At 70.5% G+C, this 16,898-nt stretch carries 15 protein-coding genes and 1 tRNA gene; 4 read left to right on the plus strand and 12 right to left on the minus strand.

What is annotated here, in order from left to right; translation table 11 throughout:
• Position 1 precedes the first annotated feature (1 nt).
• The 5 genes from thrC to argS all read right to left on the minus strand — a co-directional run bounded on the left by thrC (position 2) and on the right by argS (position 5,837).
• On the minus strand, positions 2–1,051 hold the full coding sequence (gene thrC, locus OHA21_RS33820) for a threonine synthase (protein ID WP_328478702.1): 1,050 nt from the start codon (positions 1,049–1,051) through the stop codon (positions 2–4).
• Between the two features lie 70 nt (positions 1,052–1,121).
• Positions 1,122–1,490 (minus strand): VOC family protein, encoded by a 369-nt coding sequence (locus tag OHA21_RS33825; protein ID WP_328461896.1) that lies wholly within the window; start codon positions 1,488–1,490, stop codon positions 1,122–1,124.
• The gene (locus OHA21_RS33830; protein WP_328461898.1) at positions 1,490–2,788 is read right to left on the minus strand and encodes a homoserine dehydrogenase; all 1,299 of its coding nucleotides are present in this window, start codon (positions 2,786–2,788) and stop codon (positions 1,490–1,492) included. Before OHA21_RS33830 ends, OHA21_RS33825 begins: the two co-directional genes overlap by 1 nt.
• On the minus strand, positions 2,785–4,170 hold the full coding sequence (gene lysA, locus OHA21_RS33835; RefSeq protein WP_328461900.1) for a diaminopimelate decarboxylase: 1,386 nt from the start codon (positions 4,168–4,170) through the stop codon (positions 2,785–2,787). The genes OHA21_RS33830 and lysA overlap by 4 nt, the downstream gene beginning before the upstream one ends.
• A gap of 2 nt (positions 4,171–4,172) precedes the next feature.
• Entirely contained in the window at positions 4,173–5,837 is a 1,665-nt protein-coding gene (gene argS / locus OHA21_RS33840) for an arginine--tRNA ligase (RefSeq protein WP_328461902.1), read from the minus strand.
• Between the two features lie 86 nt (positions 5,838–5,923).
• Here argS and OHA21_RS33845 point away from each other — a divergent pair, with 86 nt between their 5' ends.
• The 3 genes from OHA21_RS33845 to OHA21_RS33855 all read left to right on the plus strand — a co-directional run bounded on the left by OHA21_RS33845 (position 5,924) and on the right by OHA21_RS33855 (position 7,518).
• Positions 5,924–6,730, plus strand: coding sequence for a DUF3105 domain-containing protein (locus OHA21_RS33845; RefSeq protein WP_328461904.1), 807 nt, complete (start codon positions 5,924–5,926; stop codon positions 6,728–6,730).
• Complete coding sequence (locus OHA21_RS33850; protein ID WP_328461906.1) at positions 6,727–7,380, plus strand: DUF305 domain-containing protein; 654 nt, start codon at positions 6,727–6,729, stop codon at positions 7,378–7,380. Before OHA21_RS33845 ends, OHA21_RS33850 begins: the two co-directional genes overlap by 4 nt.
• A gap of 66 nt (positions 7,381–7,446) precedes the next feature.
• Positions 7,447–7,518, plus strand: a tRNA-Arg gene (locus OHA21_RS33855).
• A gap of 290 nt (positions 7,519–7,808) precedes the next feature.
• Here the strand turns inward: OHA21_RS33855 and OHA21_RS33860 are convergent.
• From OHA21_RS33860 to OHA21_RS33885, 6 genes are all read right to left on the minus strand, one after another.
• Complete coding sequence (locus OHA21_RS33860) at positions 7,809–8,567, minus strand: GNAT family N-acetyltransferase (protein ID WP_328461908.1); 759 nt, start codon at positions 8,565–8,567, stop codon at positions 7,809–7,811.
• A gap of 310 nt (positions 8,568–8,877) precedes the next feature.
• Complete coding sequence (locus tag OHA21_RS33865) at positions 8,878–9,816, minus strand: SCO2521 family protein (RefSeq protein WP_328478704.1); 939 nt, start codon at positions 9,814–9,816, stop codon at positions 8,878–8,880.
• Complete coding sequence (locus tag OHA21_RS33870) at positions 9,800–10,741, minus strand: SCO2522 family protein (RefSeq protein ID WP_328461910.1); 942 nt, start codon at positions 10,739–10,741, stop codon at positions 9,800–9,802. The genes OHA21_RS33865 and OHA21_RS33870 overlap by 17 nt, the downstream gene beginning before the upstream one ends.
• 276 nt (positions 10,742–11,017) lie before the next feature.
• Entirely contained in the window at positions 11,018–11,200 is a 183-nt protein-coding gene (locus tag OHA21_RS33875; protein ID WP_328461912.1) for a hypothetical protein, read from the minus strand.
• Positions 11,201–11,258: 58 nt separating this feature from the next.
• On the minus strand, positions 11,259–13,220 hold the full coding sequence (locus tag OHA21_RS33880) for a capsular polysaccharide synthesis protein (protein ID WP_328461914.1): 1,962 nt from the start codon (positions 13,218–13,220) through the stop codon (positions 11,259–11,261).
• Positions 13,221–13,283: 63 nt separating this feature from the next.
• Positions 13,284–14,747 (minus strand): serine/threonine-protein kinase, encoded by a 1,464-nt coding sequence (locus OHA21_RS33885; RefSeq protein WP_328461916.1) that lies wholly within the window; start codon positions 14,745–14,747, stop codon positions 13,284–13,286.
• A 130-nt stretch (positions 14,748–14,877) separates the two neighbouring features.
• On the opposite strand from OHA21_RS33885, the gene OHA21_RS33890 reads away from it, so the two are divergent.
• Entirely contained in the window at positions 14,878–16,515 is a 1,638-nt protein-coding gene (locus OHA21_RS33890) for a CocE/NonD family hydrolase (RefSeq protein WP_328461918.1), read from the plus strand.
• On the opposite strand, the gene OHA21_RS33895 is transcribed toward OHA21_RS33890, so the two are convergent.
• A complete protein-coding gene (locus tag OHA21_RS33895) occupies positions 16,512–16,874 on the minus strand; it encodes a nuclear transport factor 2 family protein (protein ID WP_328461920.1) in 363 nt (120 codons plus the stop codon). The genes OHA21_RS33890 and OHA21_RS33895 overlap by 4 nt on opposite strands.
• Positions 16,875–16,898 lie beyond the last annotated feature (24 nt).

The raw sequence follows: 16,898 nt of genomic DNA on the forward strand, positions 1-16,898 counted from the left end.
ATCAGGCCAGGTCGAGTGCCTTGGCGGCAAGCAGTGCGTCGTTCCGGATGACAGTCGGTGAGGGCGCGGTGGAGATGGCCCACTCCGGGTCCTTCAGACCGTGGCCGGTCACCGTGCAGACCACCCGCGAGCCGGCCGGGATCTTCCCGGCCGCGGCCTGCTGGAGCAGACCGGCCACGCTGGCCGCGCTGCCCAGCTCGACGAAGACGCCGACCTCGCGCGCGAGCAGCCGGTAGGCGTTGAGGATGTCGCGGTCGGTGACCGCGGAGATCAGGCCGCCGGACGCGTCACGGGCGTCGAGGGCCTTGGTCCAGCTGGCCGGGTTGCCGATCCGGATCGCGGTGGCGATGGTCGACGGCTGCTCGACCACCTTGCCGTTCACGATCGGGGCCGCGCCGGAAGCCTGGAAGCCGTACATCTTCGGCAGCTTCGTGGAGTTTCCGGCCTCCTTGTCCTCCTGGTAACCCATCCAGTACGCGGAGATGTTGCCGGCGTTGCCGACCGGCAGGCAGTGGATGTCCGGAGCGTCGCCGAGCGCCTCGACGATCTCGAAGGAGGCCGTCTTCTGCCCGTGCAGGCGGAAGATGTTCACCGAGTTGACCAGCGCGACCGGGTAGTCCTGGGAGAGCTTCGAGGCGAGCGCGAGGCAGTCGTCGAAGTTGCCGTCCACCTGTAGCAGCCGGGCGCCGTGCACCAGAGCCTGGGCCAGCTTGCCCAGCGCGATCTTGCCCTGCGGCACGAGGACCGCGCAGGTGATCCCGGCCCGGGCCGCGTACGCGGCGGCCGATGCGCTGGTGTTGCCGGTGGAGGCGCAGATGATCGCTTTCGCGCCCTCCTCGACCGCCTTGGAGACGGCCATGGTCATGCCGCGGTCCTTGAACGAGCCGGTCGGGTTGGCGCCCTCCACCTTCAGGTAGACGTCCGCGCCGACCCGCTGGGACAGCACCGGCGCCGGGACCAGCGGGGTGTTGCCCTCGCGCAACGAGACCACCGGCGTGGCGTCGGTGACCGGCAGCCGGTCCCGGTACGCCTCAATCAAGCCCCGCCACATGGTCTGCTCCTCACTCGATTCGTCCGGCACAGAGTGCCTCACGCATCCGGTTCTTGAGACCGGATGCCCATTATTCGGGACGGTGGCAGACGGCCTCGACATTGTTGCCGTCCGGATCGCGCACGAACGCGCCGTAGTAGTGCTCGTGGTACTCCGGGTGCAGGCGCGGCTCGTGCAGCACCTCGGCGCCGGCCTCGACCGCGGCCCGATGGAAGGCGTCGACCGCCGCCCGGTCCGCCGCCGCAAACGCGATGTGCGACTCGCGGAAGCCCTCACCCTCGTTGAACTCGCCGATCCAGAAGTCCGCGTGGTCCGTCCCGTAGCCGATCGCGACCTTGAAGTCCAGCAGTCGGCGGCCGCCCAACGGCGCCAGCACCGCGTCGTAGAACGATGCGCTGGCCGCAAGATCGGCACATTGGAACCCCACGTGGTCCAGCACTAGCCGGCTCCCCCCTCGACACGCAGCACACTCGCGATCGACCGGACGATGTCCAGTCGCGACAGTGCCTCGACGGTAGCCGCCAGCGCCGCGTCCGGGGCACTGTGCGTCACGATGACCAATTTCGCGTCATCCTCACGGCCGGACTGCCGGACCGTCGCGATGGAGACCTCGTGGTCGGCGAAGACCCCGGCCACCTTGGCCAGGACGCCCGGCCGCTCGGCCACGTCGAGGCTGATGTGGTAGCGGGTCGACGACTCGCCGATCGGGCGGACCGTGAGCCGCGCGTAGTTGCTCTCGCTCGGCGCCCGGGTCCCGGTCAGCTTGTTGCGGGCCGCCGCGACGATGTCGCCGAGCACCGCGCTGGCCGTCGGCCGGCCCCCGGCGCCGCGGCCGTAGAACATCAGCGGACCGGCCGCCTCGGCCTCGACGAAGACCGCATTGAAGGCGTCGCCCACGCCGGCCAGCGGGTGGCTGAGCGGAATCATCGCCGGGTGCACCCGCACCGAGACCGAATCGTCCCCGCGCTGAGCGATGCACAGCAGCTTGATCGTGCAGCCCATCTCCTTGGCGCTGGCCATGTCGCCGGCGGTCACCCCGGTCATGCCCTCACGGAACACGTCAGCGGCGGTGACCCGGGTGTGGAAGGCGAGGGAAGCGAGGATCGCGGCCTTGGCGGCGGCGTCGAAACCCTCCACGTCGGCGGTCGGGTCGGCTTCCGCGTACCCCAGCTCGGTGGCCTCCTCGAGGGCTTCGTCGAAGCCCGCCCCGGTGGCTGCCATGGACGAGAGGATGAAGTTGGTCGTGCCGTTCACGATGCCGGTGACCTGGGTGACCCGGTCGCCGTGCAGCGACTCGCGCAGCGGGCGCAGCAGCGGGATGGCGCCGGCCACCGACGCCTCGTAATAGAGGTCGGCGCCGCCCTCGGCGGCGGCGTCGTGCAGCGCGCCACCGTCCTCGGCCAGCAGGGCCTTGTTGGCCGTGACCACGCTCTTGCCCGCCCGCAGCGACTCGATCAGCCAGCTCCGGGCCGGCTCGATGCCGCCGATGACCTCGATCACCACGTCCACCTCGTCCCGCTTGACCAGGCCCAGCGCGTCGGTGGTGAACAGCGACGGGTCGACCGGCAGGTCACCACGCTCGCGACCGGGCCGGCGCACCGCGATGCCGACCAGTTCCAGCGGGGCGCCGATCCGGGCGGTCAGGTCCTCGGCCTGCTCATGGAGCAGCCGGACCACTTCAGTACCGACGGTGCCGCAGCCGAGCAGGGCGAGGCGGACCGATCGCGTTGAGCTCATCCAACATCCAATGCAAGCAGGTCGTCCTCGGTCTCGCGCCGCACGATGACGCGAGCCGCGCCGTCACGCACCGCCACGACGGGCGGCCGAGGAACGTGGTTGTAGTTGCTGGCCATGCTCCGGCAATAGGCACCGGTGCCCGGCACCGCAATAAGATCTCCGGGCTGCACGTCGGCGGGCAGGAATTCATCCTTCACGACGATGTCCCCGGACTCACAATGTTTTCCCACAACGCGGGCGAGCATCGGCTCCGCGTCGCTGCGCCGGTTCGCCACGGTGGCCGAGTACGAGGCGTCGTAAAGCGCGGTCCGGATGTTGTCGCTCATCCCGCCGTCCACACTCACGTACGTCCGGATGCCGTCGACGTCCTTGACCGTGCCCACCTCGTAGAGCGTGAACACGGCGGGCCCGACGATCGCCCGGCCCGGCTCGATCGACAGGTGCGGCACGCGCAACGACGCGAGCTCGCACTCCGACTCGACGATCTTGTTGATCCGCTTCGCCAGGTCATCGGCGGTCGACGGGTCGTCCTGAGTGGTGTACGCGATGCCGAAGCCGCCGCCGAGATCCAGTTCGGGCAGCTCCACGCCGCGAGCGTCCCGGATCTGCGCCTGCAGCTCCAGAACCCGGCGGGCGGCCACCTCGAAACCACTGGTGTCGAAGATCTGCGAGCCGATGTGCGAGTGCAGGCCCCGCAGGTCGAGCACTCCCTCGTCGATGATCTTCGCGGCCGCGGCGAAGGCGGCGCCGCCGGCGAGGGAGAAACCGAACTTCTGGTCCTCGTGAGCGGTGGCGATGAACTCGTGGGTGTGCGCCTCGACGCCGACCGTGACCCGGATCAGCACGCCGGGCCGCTTGCCGGACTTTTTTGATATCTCTGTCAACCGGTCGATCTCGTGGAACGAATCGACGATGATCCGGCCGACGCCTGCTTCCACCGCGCGGGACAGCTCGGACACCGACTTGTTGTTGCCGTGGAAGCCGAGCCGCTCGGGCGGGAACCCGGCCGCCAGCGCCACCGCCAGCTCGCCACCGGAGCAGACGTCCAGGAAGAGGCCCTCCTCGTCGACGACCCGGACCACCGCCTTGCAGAGGAACGACTTGCCCGCGTAGTAGACGTCGGCGCCGGCGAAGGCCGCCGCGAAGTCCCGGCAGCGGGCCCGCAGATCCTCCTCGTCGAGGAGGTAGGCCGGGGTGCCGTAGTCGGCCGCCAGATCGGCGACGTTCACCCCACCGATCTCCAGGGACCCGGCCTCGGTCCGGGTCACGGTCCGCGGCCACAGTTGCGGCACCAGGTTGTTGACATCCTCCGGGGTACGCAGCCAGGCCGGCCCGCGACTGCCGAGGTCTCCGTGCAGGGCCCCGGCCTCGTGTGCGCGCATGACTACATCCTCTCCGGGGCGGAGACGCCCAGCAGGCCCAAACCGTTCGCGATCACCGTACGGGTGGCGTCGTTCAGCCAGAGCCGCGCGCGGTGCGTCTCCGTGACGGGATCGTCGCCCTTCGGGCTCACCAGGCACTTGTCGTAGAACCGGTGGTAGGCCCCGGCCACCTCCTCGAGGTAGCGGGCCACGTGGTGCGGGGCCCGCTGCTCAGCCGCGCGAGCCACCACGTCGGGGTACTCGTTCAGCGCCTTGAGCAGGTCGTTCTCCTTCTCGTGGCTGAGCAGCTCGGGCTTGAACTCGTCCGGCTCGCCGCGGGTGACACCCTTGTCGTGCGCGTTGATCGCCACGTTGAAGGTCCGGGCGGCCACGTACTGCACGTAGTAGACCGGGTTGTCCCGGGTGGCGCGGGTCCACAGGTCGATGTCGATGTCGATCGGCGAGTCGCTGGAGTAGCGGGCCAGCGCGTACCGGGTGGCGTCGACGCCGAGCGCGTCCACGAAGTCCTCCAGGGTCACCACGGTGCCGGCGCGCTTGCTCATCCGTACCGGCTCGCCGTCGCGGACCAGGCTCACCAACTGGCCGATCAAGATTTCCAGGTTCTTCGCAGGATCGTCGCCGAAGCAGGCCGCCATCGCCTTCATCCGGCCGATGTAGCCGTGGTGGTCGGCGCCCAGCATGATCACCACACGGTCGAAGCCGCGCTTGCGCTTGTCCAGGTAGTACGCGCAGTCGGCGGCGAAATACGTCCAGTCGCCGTCGGACTTGCGCAGCACCCGGTCCTTGTCGTCACCGAAATCGGTGGTGCGCAGCCAGGTCGCCCCGTCCTGCTCGTAGATGTGCCCCTGCTCGCGCAGCCGGTCCAGAGCCTCCTGCAGCTCACCCCGGTCGTGCAGGTCCTTCTCGTTGAAGTACGTGTCGAAGTGCACGCCGAACTCGCCGAGCGTCTTCCTGATCTCGGCGAACATCAGCTCGACGCCGACCTGCCGGAACGTCTCCTGCGCCTGCTCCTCGGGCTGGGCCAGCACGTCCGGGGACTGCTTGACCACCTCGGTCGCGATCTCGGCGATGTACGCCCCGCCGTACCCGTCCTCCGGCGCCGGCTCCCCCTTCGCGCTGGCCAGCAGCGAACGGGCGAACCGGTCGATCTGCGAGCCGGCGTCGTTGAAGTAGTACTCGGTGCCGACCTCGGCCCCGGCGGTGCGCAGCAGGCGGGACAGGGCGTCACCGACCGCGGCCCACCGGACGCCGCCGATGTGCACCGGACCGGTCGGGTTGGCCGAGACGAACTCCAGATTGATGCGCTCGCCGGCGAGCCGGTCGGTACGCCCGTAAGCTGAGCCGGCGAGCACGATCTCGCGCGCCAGGACACCGGCCGCGGCAGCGTCCAGCCGGATGTTCAGAAAGCCCGGCCCGGCGATCTCCACCGACTTGATCCCGGGACGTCGTCCCAGCTCCTCGGCGAGCGCGGCAGCCAGCTCACGTGGCGCCACACCGGCCTTCTTGCCGACCTGCAGGGCGATGGTCGAGGCGTAATCGCCGTGCTCGGGGTTGCGCGGGCGCTCCACCGCGGTGGTCGCGGGCAGCGCGGCGACGTCGAGTCCACGCGTCTCGAAAACGGCACGAGCAGCTGAGAGAACGGTGTCAGCAAGGTTGGCGGGAGTCACCCGGCCATGCTATCGGGGGTAGACTTCGGCGTTCGGCGGCCACCCGAGCCCCGCCCCTTCCCAATTTTAAGAATCGACGAGGCGCGATGAGTATGAGCACGCCGGGTCCCGAACGGGTCCCGTCCACGGTCAAGGTCGGCAAGACCACCGGCCAGGGCAAGCCACCGGCGGGCAAGTCCGGCGGCAACCGTCCCGGCGGCAACCGCCCGGCCGGCAAGGGTGGCAAGGGCCGCAAGCCAGTCACCCCGGTGAAGGTCGCCGGCGGGCGCAACTGGGGACCCATCGCGGTCGCCGGTGTGGTGGTGCTCATCGCCGTGGGCATCATCGGCTACGGCGTGTTCGCCTCGGTCCAGGGCTCCCGCCCGTGGGACGAGCAGGTCGCCGAGATCGAGGGCGTCGTCAACTACCGGGCGCAGAAGAACCCGCAGATCGACGACCAGACCCACAAAGAGGGCGCGCAGACGTACGTGACGAATCCGCCGGTCGGCGGCGCGCACAACCAGACCTGGCAGAACTGCATGGGTGACATCTACAGCGAGCCGATCGCCAACGAGTACGCGGTGCACAGTCTCGAGCACGGCGCGGTCTGGATCACGTACAAGCAGGGCCTCGCGGCCGACCAGGTCACGGCGCTGCAGAGCAAGGTCCAGGGCCAGGACTACATGTTCATGTCCCCGATCGCCAACCTGGACAAGAACATCTCCGTGCAGGTCTGGGGCTACCAGCTCAAGCTCGACGACGCGAACGACGCGCGGATCGACGAGTTCATCAAGACGACCCGGGTGAAGGCCTCCCTGGAGCCGGGCGCGGCCTGCTCCAGCGGCAACACCACCACCGGCCCGATCACCGCCGGCGCCCCCAACGGCACGGGTATGGACAACCCCACCGGATGACGACTGAAGTCAGTGCCTCGGGCGCGATGACCGCGCCCGGGGCGGGCCCGTCGAACCGCCGGTTCGGCTACACCGCCGTGGCCGTGCTCCTCGTCGGCCTGCTCCTCGGCGTCGCGGCCGGCCTGGTGGTGCCGCGCCTGCGCACCCCGGGCGAGGACTCGGTGGAGGCCGGCTTCCTGCGGGACATGTCGACCCACCACGCCCAGGCCGTCGAGATGGCGATGATCGCCCACGCCGGCTCGGACACCCCGCACATCGTCACCTTCTCCGCCGACATCGCCACCACCCAGCAGGCGCAGATCGGCTACATGCAGGCCTGGCTGCGTGACTGGCATCTGGATCCCACCGGGTCGGCCGAGCCGATGGCCTGGATGCCGAACTCGGACGGCTCGATCGTCGACGGTCTGATGCCCGGCATGGCCACCAGCGAGCAGATGGCGGCCCTGCGCAAGGCCACCGGCAAGGAGCTGGACGTCCAGTTCCTCACGCTGATGCGCGCACACCACCTCGGCGGCGTGCACATGGCCCAGGAGGCCGTGGAGCTCTCCGACGACGAGAACGTGGACTGGATCGCCCAGAGCATGGTCAAGGCCCAGCAGGGCGAGATCCAGCTGATCGACTCCCTGCTCAAAGAGGTTCAGCAGAGCTGACGGGCGACACCGCCGGAACCGGTTGGCAATGGCTCCGGCGGGCCTGCTAGGCTTCTGAACCACTGGGCCCCCGTAGCTCAGGGGATAGAGCGTCGCCCTCCGGAGGCGAAAGCGCAGGTTCGAATCCTGCCGGGGGCACGATGGATCGGGCACCTGTTTCCGCAGAAAACGCGGAACGGTGCCCATCGTGCTTTTCCAGCCTGGGGCCCGAGCCCCAGACCCCACGCCGCGATGCAGGTTTTTGCGCGGTGACCTGCCGCGCCGTGGGGTTTGCGCGTGATCTGCCGCGATGCAAGTCTTGGGCGGTGGCCTACCGCGCCGCGGGCTTTGCGACGCTGGCATTGTGCTGCCTTCTGATGCGGCGCGGTATCGCGCCGGAGGCCATTCCGCGCCATTCCGGCGGTCGTTTCCCGGGGCGCTTTACCGCATTACTCGTAAGAGGCGATGCGGTCGTGCGGGAGCAGGACGTATTCGCGGGTTCTGGTCATGCCGACCACGCGGTAGCCCTCGGCGAACAGGGACAGGAAGCGGTCGCGGACGGCGAAGCGCTCGTTCAGGGCCTGGAGCGGGTCCGTCTGTCGCAGGAGGCCGATGTCCTCCGGCACCGCGATCAGCTCCGCGCCCGGCTCGACCGAGGCGTGCCGCCGCAGGCCCGGGTCGTCGTTGTCCATCGCCCGCTCGACCCATTCGGCGCGCAGGGTCCACTCGACCAGGAGCCGGTCGGTGCGGTCGCCGGTGTTGGCGCCGTCGTCCATCTGCCCGTAGAAGTCCGGCCGGTAATCGGTGACGGTGCCGCCCAGCTTGCAGAGATTGAAGTACGCGTTACGGGAGACCAACGGGTCGAAGGTCCAGGTGACCAGGTCGAGCCCGTTCTCCAGGGCCCACTGCCGCTGGTGCCGTTTGAGCGCGAAACCCGTACCCCGATTGCGTTCCGGCTGATGGACCCCGGTGATGTGCGAATGCAGGCTGTTCACCTGACCGGATCCGGTCTCGAGGAAGCCGACGGTACAGCCGATCATCTGTTCGCCGAGGAAAGCGCCGGCCACGTAGTTGCCGGTGTGGGCCAGGGTGCGCAGCATGCTGGTGCTGATCACCTGGGTCCGCTCCGCAGCGGTGCGCGCCTCCCAGACCGCCCACAGCAGCCGCGCGGCGGCCTCCAGCTGCTCACCGGTGCGCAGCGTGCTCACTTCCAAGGCAGAGCCTGGTGGACCGGGCTCGACACCAGCGGTTTGCCGCTCAGCCACGGCGTCTCCGGACTTCATCACCGCTACCCACCGTTCCTGCGCCGAAAGGCAAGGCGCATTCTCGTCAGCCGGAAGTCATGACCATGATCAATGCCAGCGCGGCCCATTCCGCGGAAGCGAGGCACGACCATACGCCATGACTCACGGCACTCCAAGCAGACTACTCGTCACCCCTTCGCCCGCTCAGTTCTGCGACTTTGGAAAACATCGCGGTATTGAATGATTCGGTCTTGACAAATCAAGGTCGAAATGGTCAAGGAAAGAGCTGTGGAGCCCCGGCGGTGCGGGTGGCCAGCGCCGCCGCCATCGCCATCTGATCCCGGATCCGCTGCACCGACGCCTCCCACTGCCGGGACAGGCCGGGCCGGTCCTCCAGAGCACCCCAGACCGCCGGCGCGAATCCGCCGAGCCGCGCCGCCGGCATCCACAGGTGCAGCAGGCGGTCGACGGCGGGCCGCAGCCGTTCCACGCTGTGCGCCGGCTCCGCCACGCCGATCCGGCTGTGGTCGATGACAGACAACAGAGCGGTCAGCAGCCAGTCGTGCATCGCCAGGTCCTCGCAGAGGTCGGCGATCTCCGCCGTCTCCTGCGATCCGAGAAGCAGAAACACGGTACGCAGCCCGTCCTCGCGCACGGTGAAACGGACCCGAACGCCGTCGACCTCCTCGTCGTGCAGCGCGGCCCACCGGAGGACGGTGCGGCGCGCCCGGATCGGCGTATGCCGGTCCAGCGCCGGACAGCCTTGCACGTCGTCCAGGAGCCGCGCAGCGAACGCACCCATCCCCATCGTGGAGACGTCCCGGCCCGAGGCGAGATGTGTGGCCACGACCCCGGGCAGGTCGGCCCGCCCGATCGCCTCCACCACACCCGGCCGGGCGAGGTAGTGCGACCAGGGCTGCCGCCGGCCGGCAGCGACCGGATCGATCGGGGCCAGCACCGAGCCCTGCAGGACCAGGCCACCGGTCAGGCAGACCCGGCCGGTCAGCGTGCCCACGCCACGGGCACCCGGCCGGGCGGCCAGGGAACAGTCCACCCCGGTGAGGACATCAGGGCTGGTCGCGTAGCTGACCGGGCGCTCGGAGACCCGGACCCGCTCGCCCGCCACCAGCCCGAGCGCGCTCTCCGCCAGCTCGCGGGGCACGCTGCCGGAGTGCCGCAGGGCGGTGGTCTGCACCTCACCGAGAATCAGCATCACGCACCGGTCCGGTGTCGACGAAGAGGTACTCGATCCGATCGACCACTGCTGCCGGCAGATCGAGGTGCTCAGCGGTGGCCCGCGCGGCGAGCTGGCCGAGCACCGCCGGTTCGATCGCCACCTGCTGGAGAATCGTCCGGATGGCGTTCTCGACCGGCAGGAACAGCGGGGCGCAGACGGTCATCGTCCGATAGGCGGTGAAGGGCGCGGCACGGTCGCTGACCTGGGAAACCACCGGAAGCTCGCGCCAGTCGTGCGGCAGGCCGGCGGGAAGCGGCTCCGGCACCGCCACCCGGCGTCCGTGGTCCCGCAGGACGCCGAGCCGGAGGAGCTGCCACACCGAGGCCAGCATCGCGCAGGACCACCGCCGGCCGTCGGAGCCGGCATTCCACAACTCGATGTCGGCGAAGATCGAATGATCCGTGGCGGCGTTCTCCGCGGGCGGCGCCCACGGCGAGGGCGACCGCTGCCCGTTGGACAGCCAGCCGGACTGCTGGACCGGCGGGCGCGCCCCGGTGGTGTCCGGCGGAGGATCCTCCACCACCCGCGCCATCACGAGCTCGGCCAGCGAGCAACCCGGATCGGTGTCCCGCGGCTCCGCGAACCCGGAGGCACGGACCAGATAGTCGATCGTCATCCCGGCCTCTTCAGCGGCGCCGAGCAGTTCGGCGATCAGCGTCCGCGGCGGTTCCGGCCGGCCGAAGTAATCGTCGATCAGGAAGCAGGTGCTGACCCGGGGCCTGGGAAACCGCAATGCGTCCCGGGCCGCGGAGAACCACGGACTGATGCGCCGGAAACTGTCGGCCAGGAAAGCCGGGTCCGAGCCGCAGAAATGGCCCAGCTCGACCGACAGGTGCGACAGCGGAACGGATTCCGTACGCCCGTCGGCGCTCGATTCGATGAATTCGGCCTCAGCTCTCATCGGCCCGCCCGAATGCGGTGCCGTCCTTGCCGTGGACGAGCCGGCCGCCGCCGGCATGTGCTGCCGGGTCCATCGGTGGAAGACCAGCCACCGAGAGCAACTCCTGGGGCGGCAGCAGCCTCACGGGCACCCACCCCCCGTTCGTCGCGCACTCAGCACCGCTTCGTGCGCCGAAGCATATCTCGCCACCCCGGCCTCAAACCGCACGACATTTTGCGCATCAATCACATAAGGGCATGGATCGTTGACAATTGGTGAGCTCGAAGCCACGCATGGTCAACCGGCCGAAGTGGACGCCGAGGGTGACACGGTCGCTCTGGTGGTCAGGCCGGCATCCGAGGCCAGCAGGACACTCGCACCCACCACGGCCATGTAGAGCGCGGCGAACAACACGACCAGAAATCCGAGTACGGCGAGCAGGCGCTTGCGACGACCGGTGGAATCCACGAAAACGGGCATGCCGCCAACCTTAGGAATCCACCCTACGAATCCCGTGGGCCGATCCTGTGGAAACGGATCAAGGCAGGTCGCCCCGGATGACGCGGGCCAGGTACGACTCGCTGCGCAACTCCCCCTCCGGATAGCGGTGACGCAGCTTGTGCGCGAACGCACCCTCCCGGATCGTCTGGAACATGTCCGGGTCGTACGGCTGGAACATCACGCGCTGCAGAGCGTGCGGCGGTTTCGCGTTCAGCCGCCGCCCGGCGTCCCACTCGGCGCGGAACCGCTCGTCCAGGTGATGCAGCATCTCGAAGAGATGGTGGTGCAGGAAGTCGTCGATCAGCTCGCCGCGCAGCTCCCACCAGAGCAGGGCCGCTGCCCGCCACAGGTGCAGCACGTAACTGTCCGGGCGGGCGGCCAGGAACCAGTTCGAGATGAACGGCCCGGTGTAGTTGAAGGCGAAGGCACCTCCCTGCGCGAGGGCGGCGTCGATCCGCGGGCGCAGCGGCTCGGAGACGTAGCACGTCGCCTCCACCCAGATCCCGCCGAACTTCTCCAGCAGCAGCATCCGCAGCAGGTCGGAGAAGCGCGCCCGGTCGCCGTCGAGCCGGGCCACCAGGTCCTCCGGCACGTCGACGTACGCGCCGACGTTCGCGTCGCTGAGCTCGTGCACCCGGGCGCCCGGATTGTTGGCCTTCAGCGCGGCCAGGCAGGCCCGCACCACCGGCGGCACGGACCCGAAACCCTGCGCCCAGTAGATGAAGATCGGCTGGTCGAAGGTGCTGGCGATCGGCGCGGCCAGGCGCTGCTCGGCCTGCACCCGAATCTGCTCCAGGTGTTCGCCGACGAAGACGCCCAGGTCCCGCCGGGCGCCGAAGTGCCTGGCGTCGAGGTCGAGCACGGCCGGACCGTCGAACGGCAGCTTGACGTCGTGCTCCAGGGCCGCGGCCGCGACCCGTTTGCTGTCCTCGAAGCGCCGCAGCCGGTCGTACGCGGACGCCAGCGCGTACCCCCGCTCGTACGCCTCCGGCCGCTTGGCCACCGCCTCGCGCAACAGCTTCTCGGCGCTCTCCCCGTCCCCCTCGGCCAGCGCGAGCCGGCCCAGCTCGTACGCCGCCGCCCCGTCCGGATCGCCGGCCTTGACGACCCGGCGCAGCACCTTGACCGCGGCCTGCTCCTGCCCCTCGGCCAGCGCGATCCGAGCCGCCGCCAACCGGTCCCCGCCAAGGTGTCTCTGCAGGTGACGAACCTCGTCCCCGGCACCGGCCCGGGCCAGCCGGACGGCCTCCGCGGCGATCTCCGCCGGCGTGGCAGCGGCGTCCACCCGCAACGTCCGGCGCGACGGCGACGCGTTCGGCTCGCCGGTCCACTCGTGGGTGTGGAAGAGATCGTCCGGCGTGGACCCGTCGAAGTGGTCGACCGGCGCCGCGGTCTCGGTGAGCGCGAAGTCGTACCAGTGCACTGTCCCGCCGCCGCGGGCCATGCCGCTGTGCAGGCTGATCCAGGCGCTGGTGGCCGTGGCCGGGACCGTGAAGGTCACGCTGATCCGGTGGTGGCCGTACTCGTTGCGGGCCGGCGGCGACGGCTTGAGGGCGCGCCGGGCGCCCTGGGTGACGCAACCCGGCGCCAGCCGCAGCGCGGCCGGATGCAGCGCGCCGGTCAGCGGCGCGGGCAGGAAGACCGAGACGCCGGCGGTGTACGTCGCCCCGGCGCGCATCCCGAGCCGCATCGCACCGGGCGCCTCGTAGCCACCGGGCGCGATGAACGTGTCGTTGGTCCGCCCGACCCCCTCGACCCGGGCGCCGGACACACCGGGCCGGCCGGGGACCTCGGCCAGCTCGCACGAGTTGTGGGCGTGCACGTGCACCCCGCCGGCCTCGAAGGGCCGGTCCAGCGGACCGCGGAATCCGGGGTCCGGCACCAGGTTGAGCACCGTCGGCGTGGCCGGTGTGGACGGTTGCGGGACCGTCTGAGGCAGGCTCGTGGCACCGGTCCGGAGCCGGGCCAGTCGGGTCCAGAGGGTGATCGCGCTCGTCATCGACATCCCTTCGCACCACGCGTTACGCCGCAGTCTAACGAGGCCTCGACTCCGCGTGATCCGTCACAGCGGCAGCACCACAGCGGAGGGACGGGCGCCGATGCAGGTCACGGTCATCCGGTACCGTGCCAGGTCGCCTCGGAAGACCACCACCGGGGCCAGCGCCGGTCCGGGGGCGGCCCGTTCCACCACGAAACCCGGCCGCGGTTCCCAGGCCACCAGTTCGGCTTTCCCGTCGGCGCAGCGCGCCAGGACCGAGCCGCCCGGCGACTCCAGCCGGGTGCCTTCCGGCGGTGCCGAGACGGGCGGGGCCACACTGCCGCCGCTCGGTGCCGGAGCCGGATCCGAAGGCACCTCCGGCAGCACGAGCGAGGGCATCGGCTCCGGCACCGCCGACGCGCCGCCGCTCATGCCGGGCACGACGCGACCCGGCCGGACGGTTGCCGCGGCAGTGCGCGTCACGTCCGCCGCACCGGACGCCTTCCTGGTGACGCCGGGTGACGCCGGCGCCAGGTCGCTGATCCCCGCCGAGGCGCCGCGGTCGCCGTCGCGACCGGACCAGAGGGCCGGCACGGCGATGAGCACGGTCGCCAGCCCGGCGGCGGCCAGCAATTTCTTCCGCTTCCACCAGGGGGGTACGTCGACCGCACTCGCCTCGACCGGCGCCGGCACGACCGGGACGGTGCTCTCCCGTACCGCCAAATCGGTGCTGGCAGCCTCGGCCGCGTCACCCAGCGTGCCCGCCACCTCGGCTGCGTCCGGCCGCTCCGCCGGGTCCTTGGCCAGGCACCGGTTGACCAGCGCGGCGATCTCGGCGGGCACGCCGGGCAGCGACGGCAGCGGCTCCGGCTCCTGGTAGACGTGCGCGCTGAGCATCTGGGTGGTGGTCTCCGCGCTCCAGGGCGCCACTCCGGCGAGCAGCCGGTAGAGGAGCACGCCGAGCGCGTAGATGTCCGAGGCGGGTTCGACGGCGCCGCCGGTCAGGCGTTCCGGGGCGAGGTAGGCCGGGGTGCCGAGCAGCGCGTCTTCGGGCGAGGCGGGGCCGGCCACCGCGGCGATGCCGAAGTCCACCACCTTCGCCCCACCGGCGGTGACCATGATGTTGGCCAGTTTGATGTCCCGGTGCACCAGGCCGTCCTCGTGGGCCACGGCGAGCGCGGTGGCGATCTCGCCGCAGATCCGGAAGACCGTGCGCGGCGGAATCCGGCCGCGGGCGACCTTCTGTTGCAATGTCGGCCCGTTGATCAATTCCATCACCACGTACGGAACCTGCCGGCCGTTCTCGTCGGATTCGCCGAAGTCGTAGATCTGCGCGATGTTCGGGTGCGAAAGGGTGGCCGCCGCGCGCGCCTCGTGCAGGATCCGGGCCCGGAACCGGGGCTCGCCGGCGTAGTGCCCGGCCAGCACCTTCACCGCGACCGGCCGGTCGAGCACCTCGTCGCGGGCACGCCAGACGACGGCCATGCCGCCACGGCCGAGTTCGTTCTCCAAGCGGTACCGGCCACCGAGTTTGCGGTCCTCGTCCACCCGAGGCAGTTTGCCGAAACGCTCGGGAATTCGCACATCGGCCGGATAGCGAATGCCATTCATCATTCACATTCCGCCGGGCCCCGGATATCGTCGCCAGACCCGTCATCGACCAGCAGGGGGCGAGCTCATGGCGATCTCGAAACGGCAGCGGATGGCCGACCGGGTGCTGAGCCGGGTTCTCGGTCAAACCCCCGCATTGAACGCATATACCGTCGAATCGGTACGCACTCCGATGCGCGACGGCACCGTGCTCATCGGAGACCATTTCATCCCCGAGAGCGACGAGCCGCGCGGCACCGTGCTCATCCGGACCCCATACGGACGGGGATTCCCCACTTCGGCGCTGAACGGCCGGCTCCTCGCCGCCCGCGGCTATCACGTGCTGATCCAGAGCGTGCGCGGCACCTTCGGATCGGGCGGGGAGTTCCGGCCGATGGCCCAGGAGACCGAGGACGGCTTGGACACCGTCGCCTGGCTGCGGGACCAGCCGTGGTTCGACGGCCGGCTGGCCACCCTCGGCGCCTCGTACCTGGGGTGGGCACAGTGGACGCTGATGCAGGACCCACCGCCGGAGCTGCGCGCCGCGGTGGTCTACGTGGGACCGCACGACTTCCGACAGGCGGTCTTCGGCACCGGCGCGTTCACCCTCGGCGACTTCCTCGGCTGGAGCGACCAGATCGCCCATCAGGAGGACGGCCCGGGCCTGCGCCGGCTGCTGACCATGGCGACCGCCCCACGCCGGATCAGCCCCGGCCTGACCGGGCTCCCTCTGCCCGCGGCGGCGGTGCCGGTGCTGCGGGGCCGCGCGCCCTGGTACCGCGAGTGGCTCTCCCACCCGGACGGCGACGACCCGTGGTGGGAGCCGTACCGGGCCGGGTCGGCGCTGCAGCGCTCCACCGTCCCGGTGCTGCTGATCGGCGGCTGGCAGGACCTGTTCCTGGACCAGACCCTGGAGCAGTACGCGGCGCTCGAGGCCCGCGGCGTCGACGTGGCCCTGACCGTCGGCCCGTGGACCCACTTCCAGGTCGCGTTCCAGGCCGCCGGCCAGGTCGCCCGGGAGAGCGTCGCCTGGCTGGACCAGCATCTGAGCGGCGGCGCGTCGGCCCGCAAGTCACCGGTCCGGGTCTACCGCACCGGCGAGGGCGCCTGGCACGAGCTGCCGTCGTGGCCGCCGCCGGCCGAGCCGGTCACCTTCCACCTGCGGGCCGACCGCTCGCTGACCACCGCCGCGCCGGGCCGGCCGGAGGGCAGCGCCGCCTTCCGGTACGACCCGGCCGACCCCACCCCGTCGGTGGGCGGCCGGACGCTGACCGGCTCGATGGGCGTACGCGACAACCGCCGGCTCGAGTCCCGCGCGGATGTCGCCACGTTCACCACCGACCCGCTGCCCACCGCCGTGGACGTGGTCGGCGCGCCCGTCCTGGAGCTGGCGATCGACGTCGACAACCCGTACGCCGACGTCTTCGCGAGACTCTGCGACGTCGACCCGCGCGGCCGGTCCCGCAACTTCTCCGACCAGCATCTCCGCCTCGACCCGTCGGTGCCGGCCGGCCGGTTGCAGCGGCTCAGCCTGACCCTGGACCAGTGCTTCCACCGGTTGCCCGCCGGTCACCGGCTGCGGCTGCAGATCTCCGGTGGCGCCTTCCCCCGGTTCGCCCGCAACCTCGGCACCCCCGGCGACCCGGCCGAGGGCCGCTATCTGAAGCCCTCCCTGCACACCCTGCACCTGGCCGGCTCCCGCCTGGACCTCCCGGTGGCCCGCTAGGCAGGGTCCGGCTCGCGCATCCACCACTCGGTGAACTGGCGGGCCTGTCCGGTGTGGTCCAGCCGGAGGATCCAGAGGTTGCGGAACACCTTGTCGGGATACGTGGTGGTCGCCTCGATCACCGCGAGTTCGTCGGTGACGATGAGCGGGTGCCACGCGAAGGTCGTGGTGCCCGGTTCGTCCTGGTGGTCCAGCCAGCCGACGACGATCGCCTCCCGGCCGACCCACGGCGTCGCGTACGGCTCGGTGAAGTAGGCGGCGTCGTCGGCGAAGAGGTTCCGGACGTGATCCGGGTCGTTGGACTCCCATGCCCTGCGGTAGTTGTCCACCCAGGCGGTGACCGCGTCCAGGTTCGACATCGCGTGTCCTTCCGTCGTCCGCTG

Origin of the sequence: Actinoplanes sp. NBC_00393, assembly GCF_036053395.1 — a bacterium.
In the GTDB taxonomy this organism is placed as follows: domain Bacteria; phylum Actinomycetota; class Actinomycetes; order Mycobacteriales; family Micromonosporaceae; genus Actinoplanes.

Excerpts from the sequence above, each read along its gene's own strand:
- OHA21_RS33850 (WP_328461906.1), top strand. The coding sequence starts at position 6,727 with ATGACGACTGAAGTCAGTGCCTCGGGCGCGATGACCGCGCCCGGGGCG.
- OHA21_RS33830 (WP_328461898.1), bottom strand. The coding sequence starts at position 2,788 with ATGAGCTCAACGCGATCGGTCCGCCTCGCCCTGCTCGGCTGCGGCACC.
- OHA21_RS33880 (WP_328461914.1), bottom strand. The coding sequence starts at position 13,220 with ATGACGAGCGCGATCACCCTCTGGACCCGACTGGCCCGGCTCCGGACC.
- OHA21_RS33870 (WP_328461910.1), bottom strand. The coding sequence starts at position 10,741 with ATGAGAGCTGAGGCCGAATTCATCGAATCGAGCGCCGACGGGCGTACG.
- OHA21_RS33895 (WP_328461920.1), bottom strand. The coding sequence starts at position 16,874 with ATGTCGAACCTGGACGCGGTCACCGCCTGGGTGGACAACTACCGCAGG.
- thrC (WP_328478702.1), bottom strand. The coding sequence starts at position 1,051 with ATGTGGCGGGGCTTGATTGAGGCGTACCGGGACCGGCTGCCGGTCACC.
- OHA21_RS33845 (WP_328461904.1), top strand. The coding sequence starts at position 5,924 with ATGAGTATGAGCACGCCGGGTCCCGAACGGGTCCCGTCCACGGTCAAG.
- OHA21_RS33890 (WP_328461918.1), top strand. The coding sequence starts at position 14,878 with ATGGCGATCTCGAAACGGCAGCGGATGGCCGACCGGGTGCTGAGCCGG.
- lysA (WP_328461900.1), bottom strand. The coding sequence starts at position 4,170 with ATGCGCGCACACGAGGCCGGGGCCCTGCACGGAGACCTCGGCAGTCGC.
- OHA21_RS33875 (WP_328461912.1), bottom strand. The coding sequence starts at position 11,200 with ATGCCCGTTTTCGTGGATTCCACCGGTCGTCGCAAGCGCCTGCTCGCC.
- OHA21_RS33865 (WP_328478704.1), bottom strand. The coding sequence starts at position 9,816 with ATGCTGATTCTCGGTGAGGTGCAGACCACCGCCCTGCGGCACTCCGGC.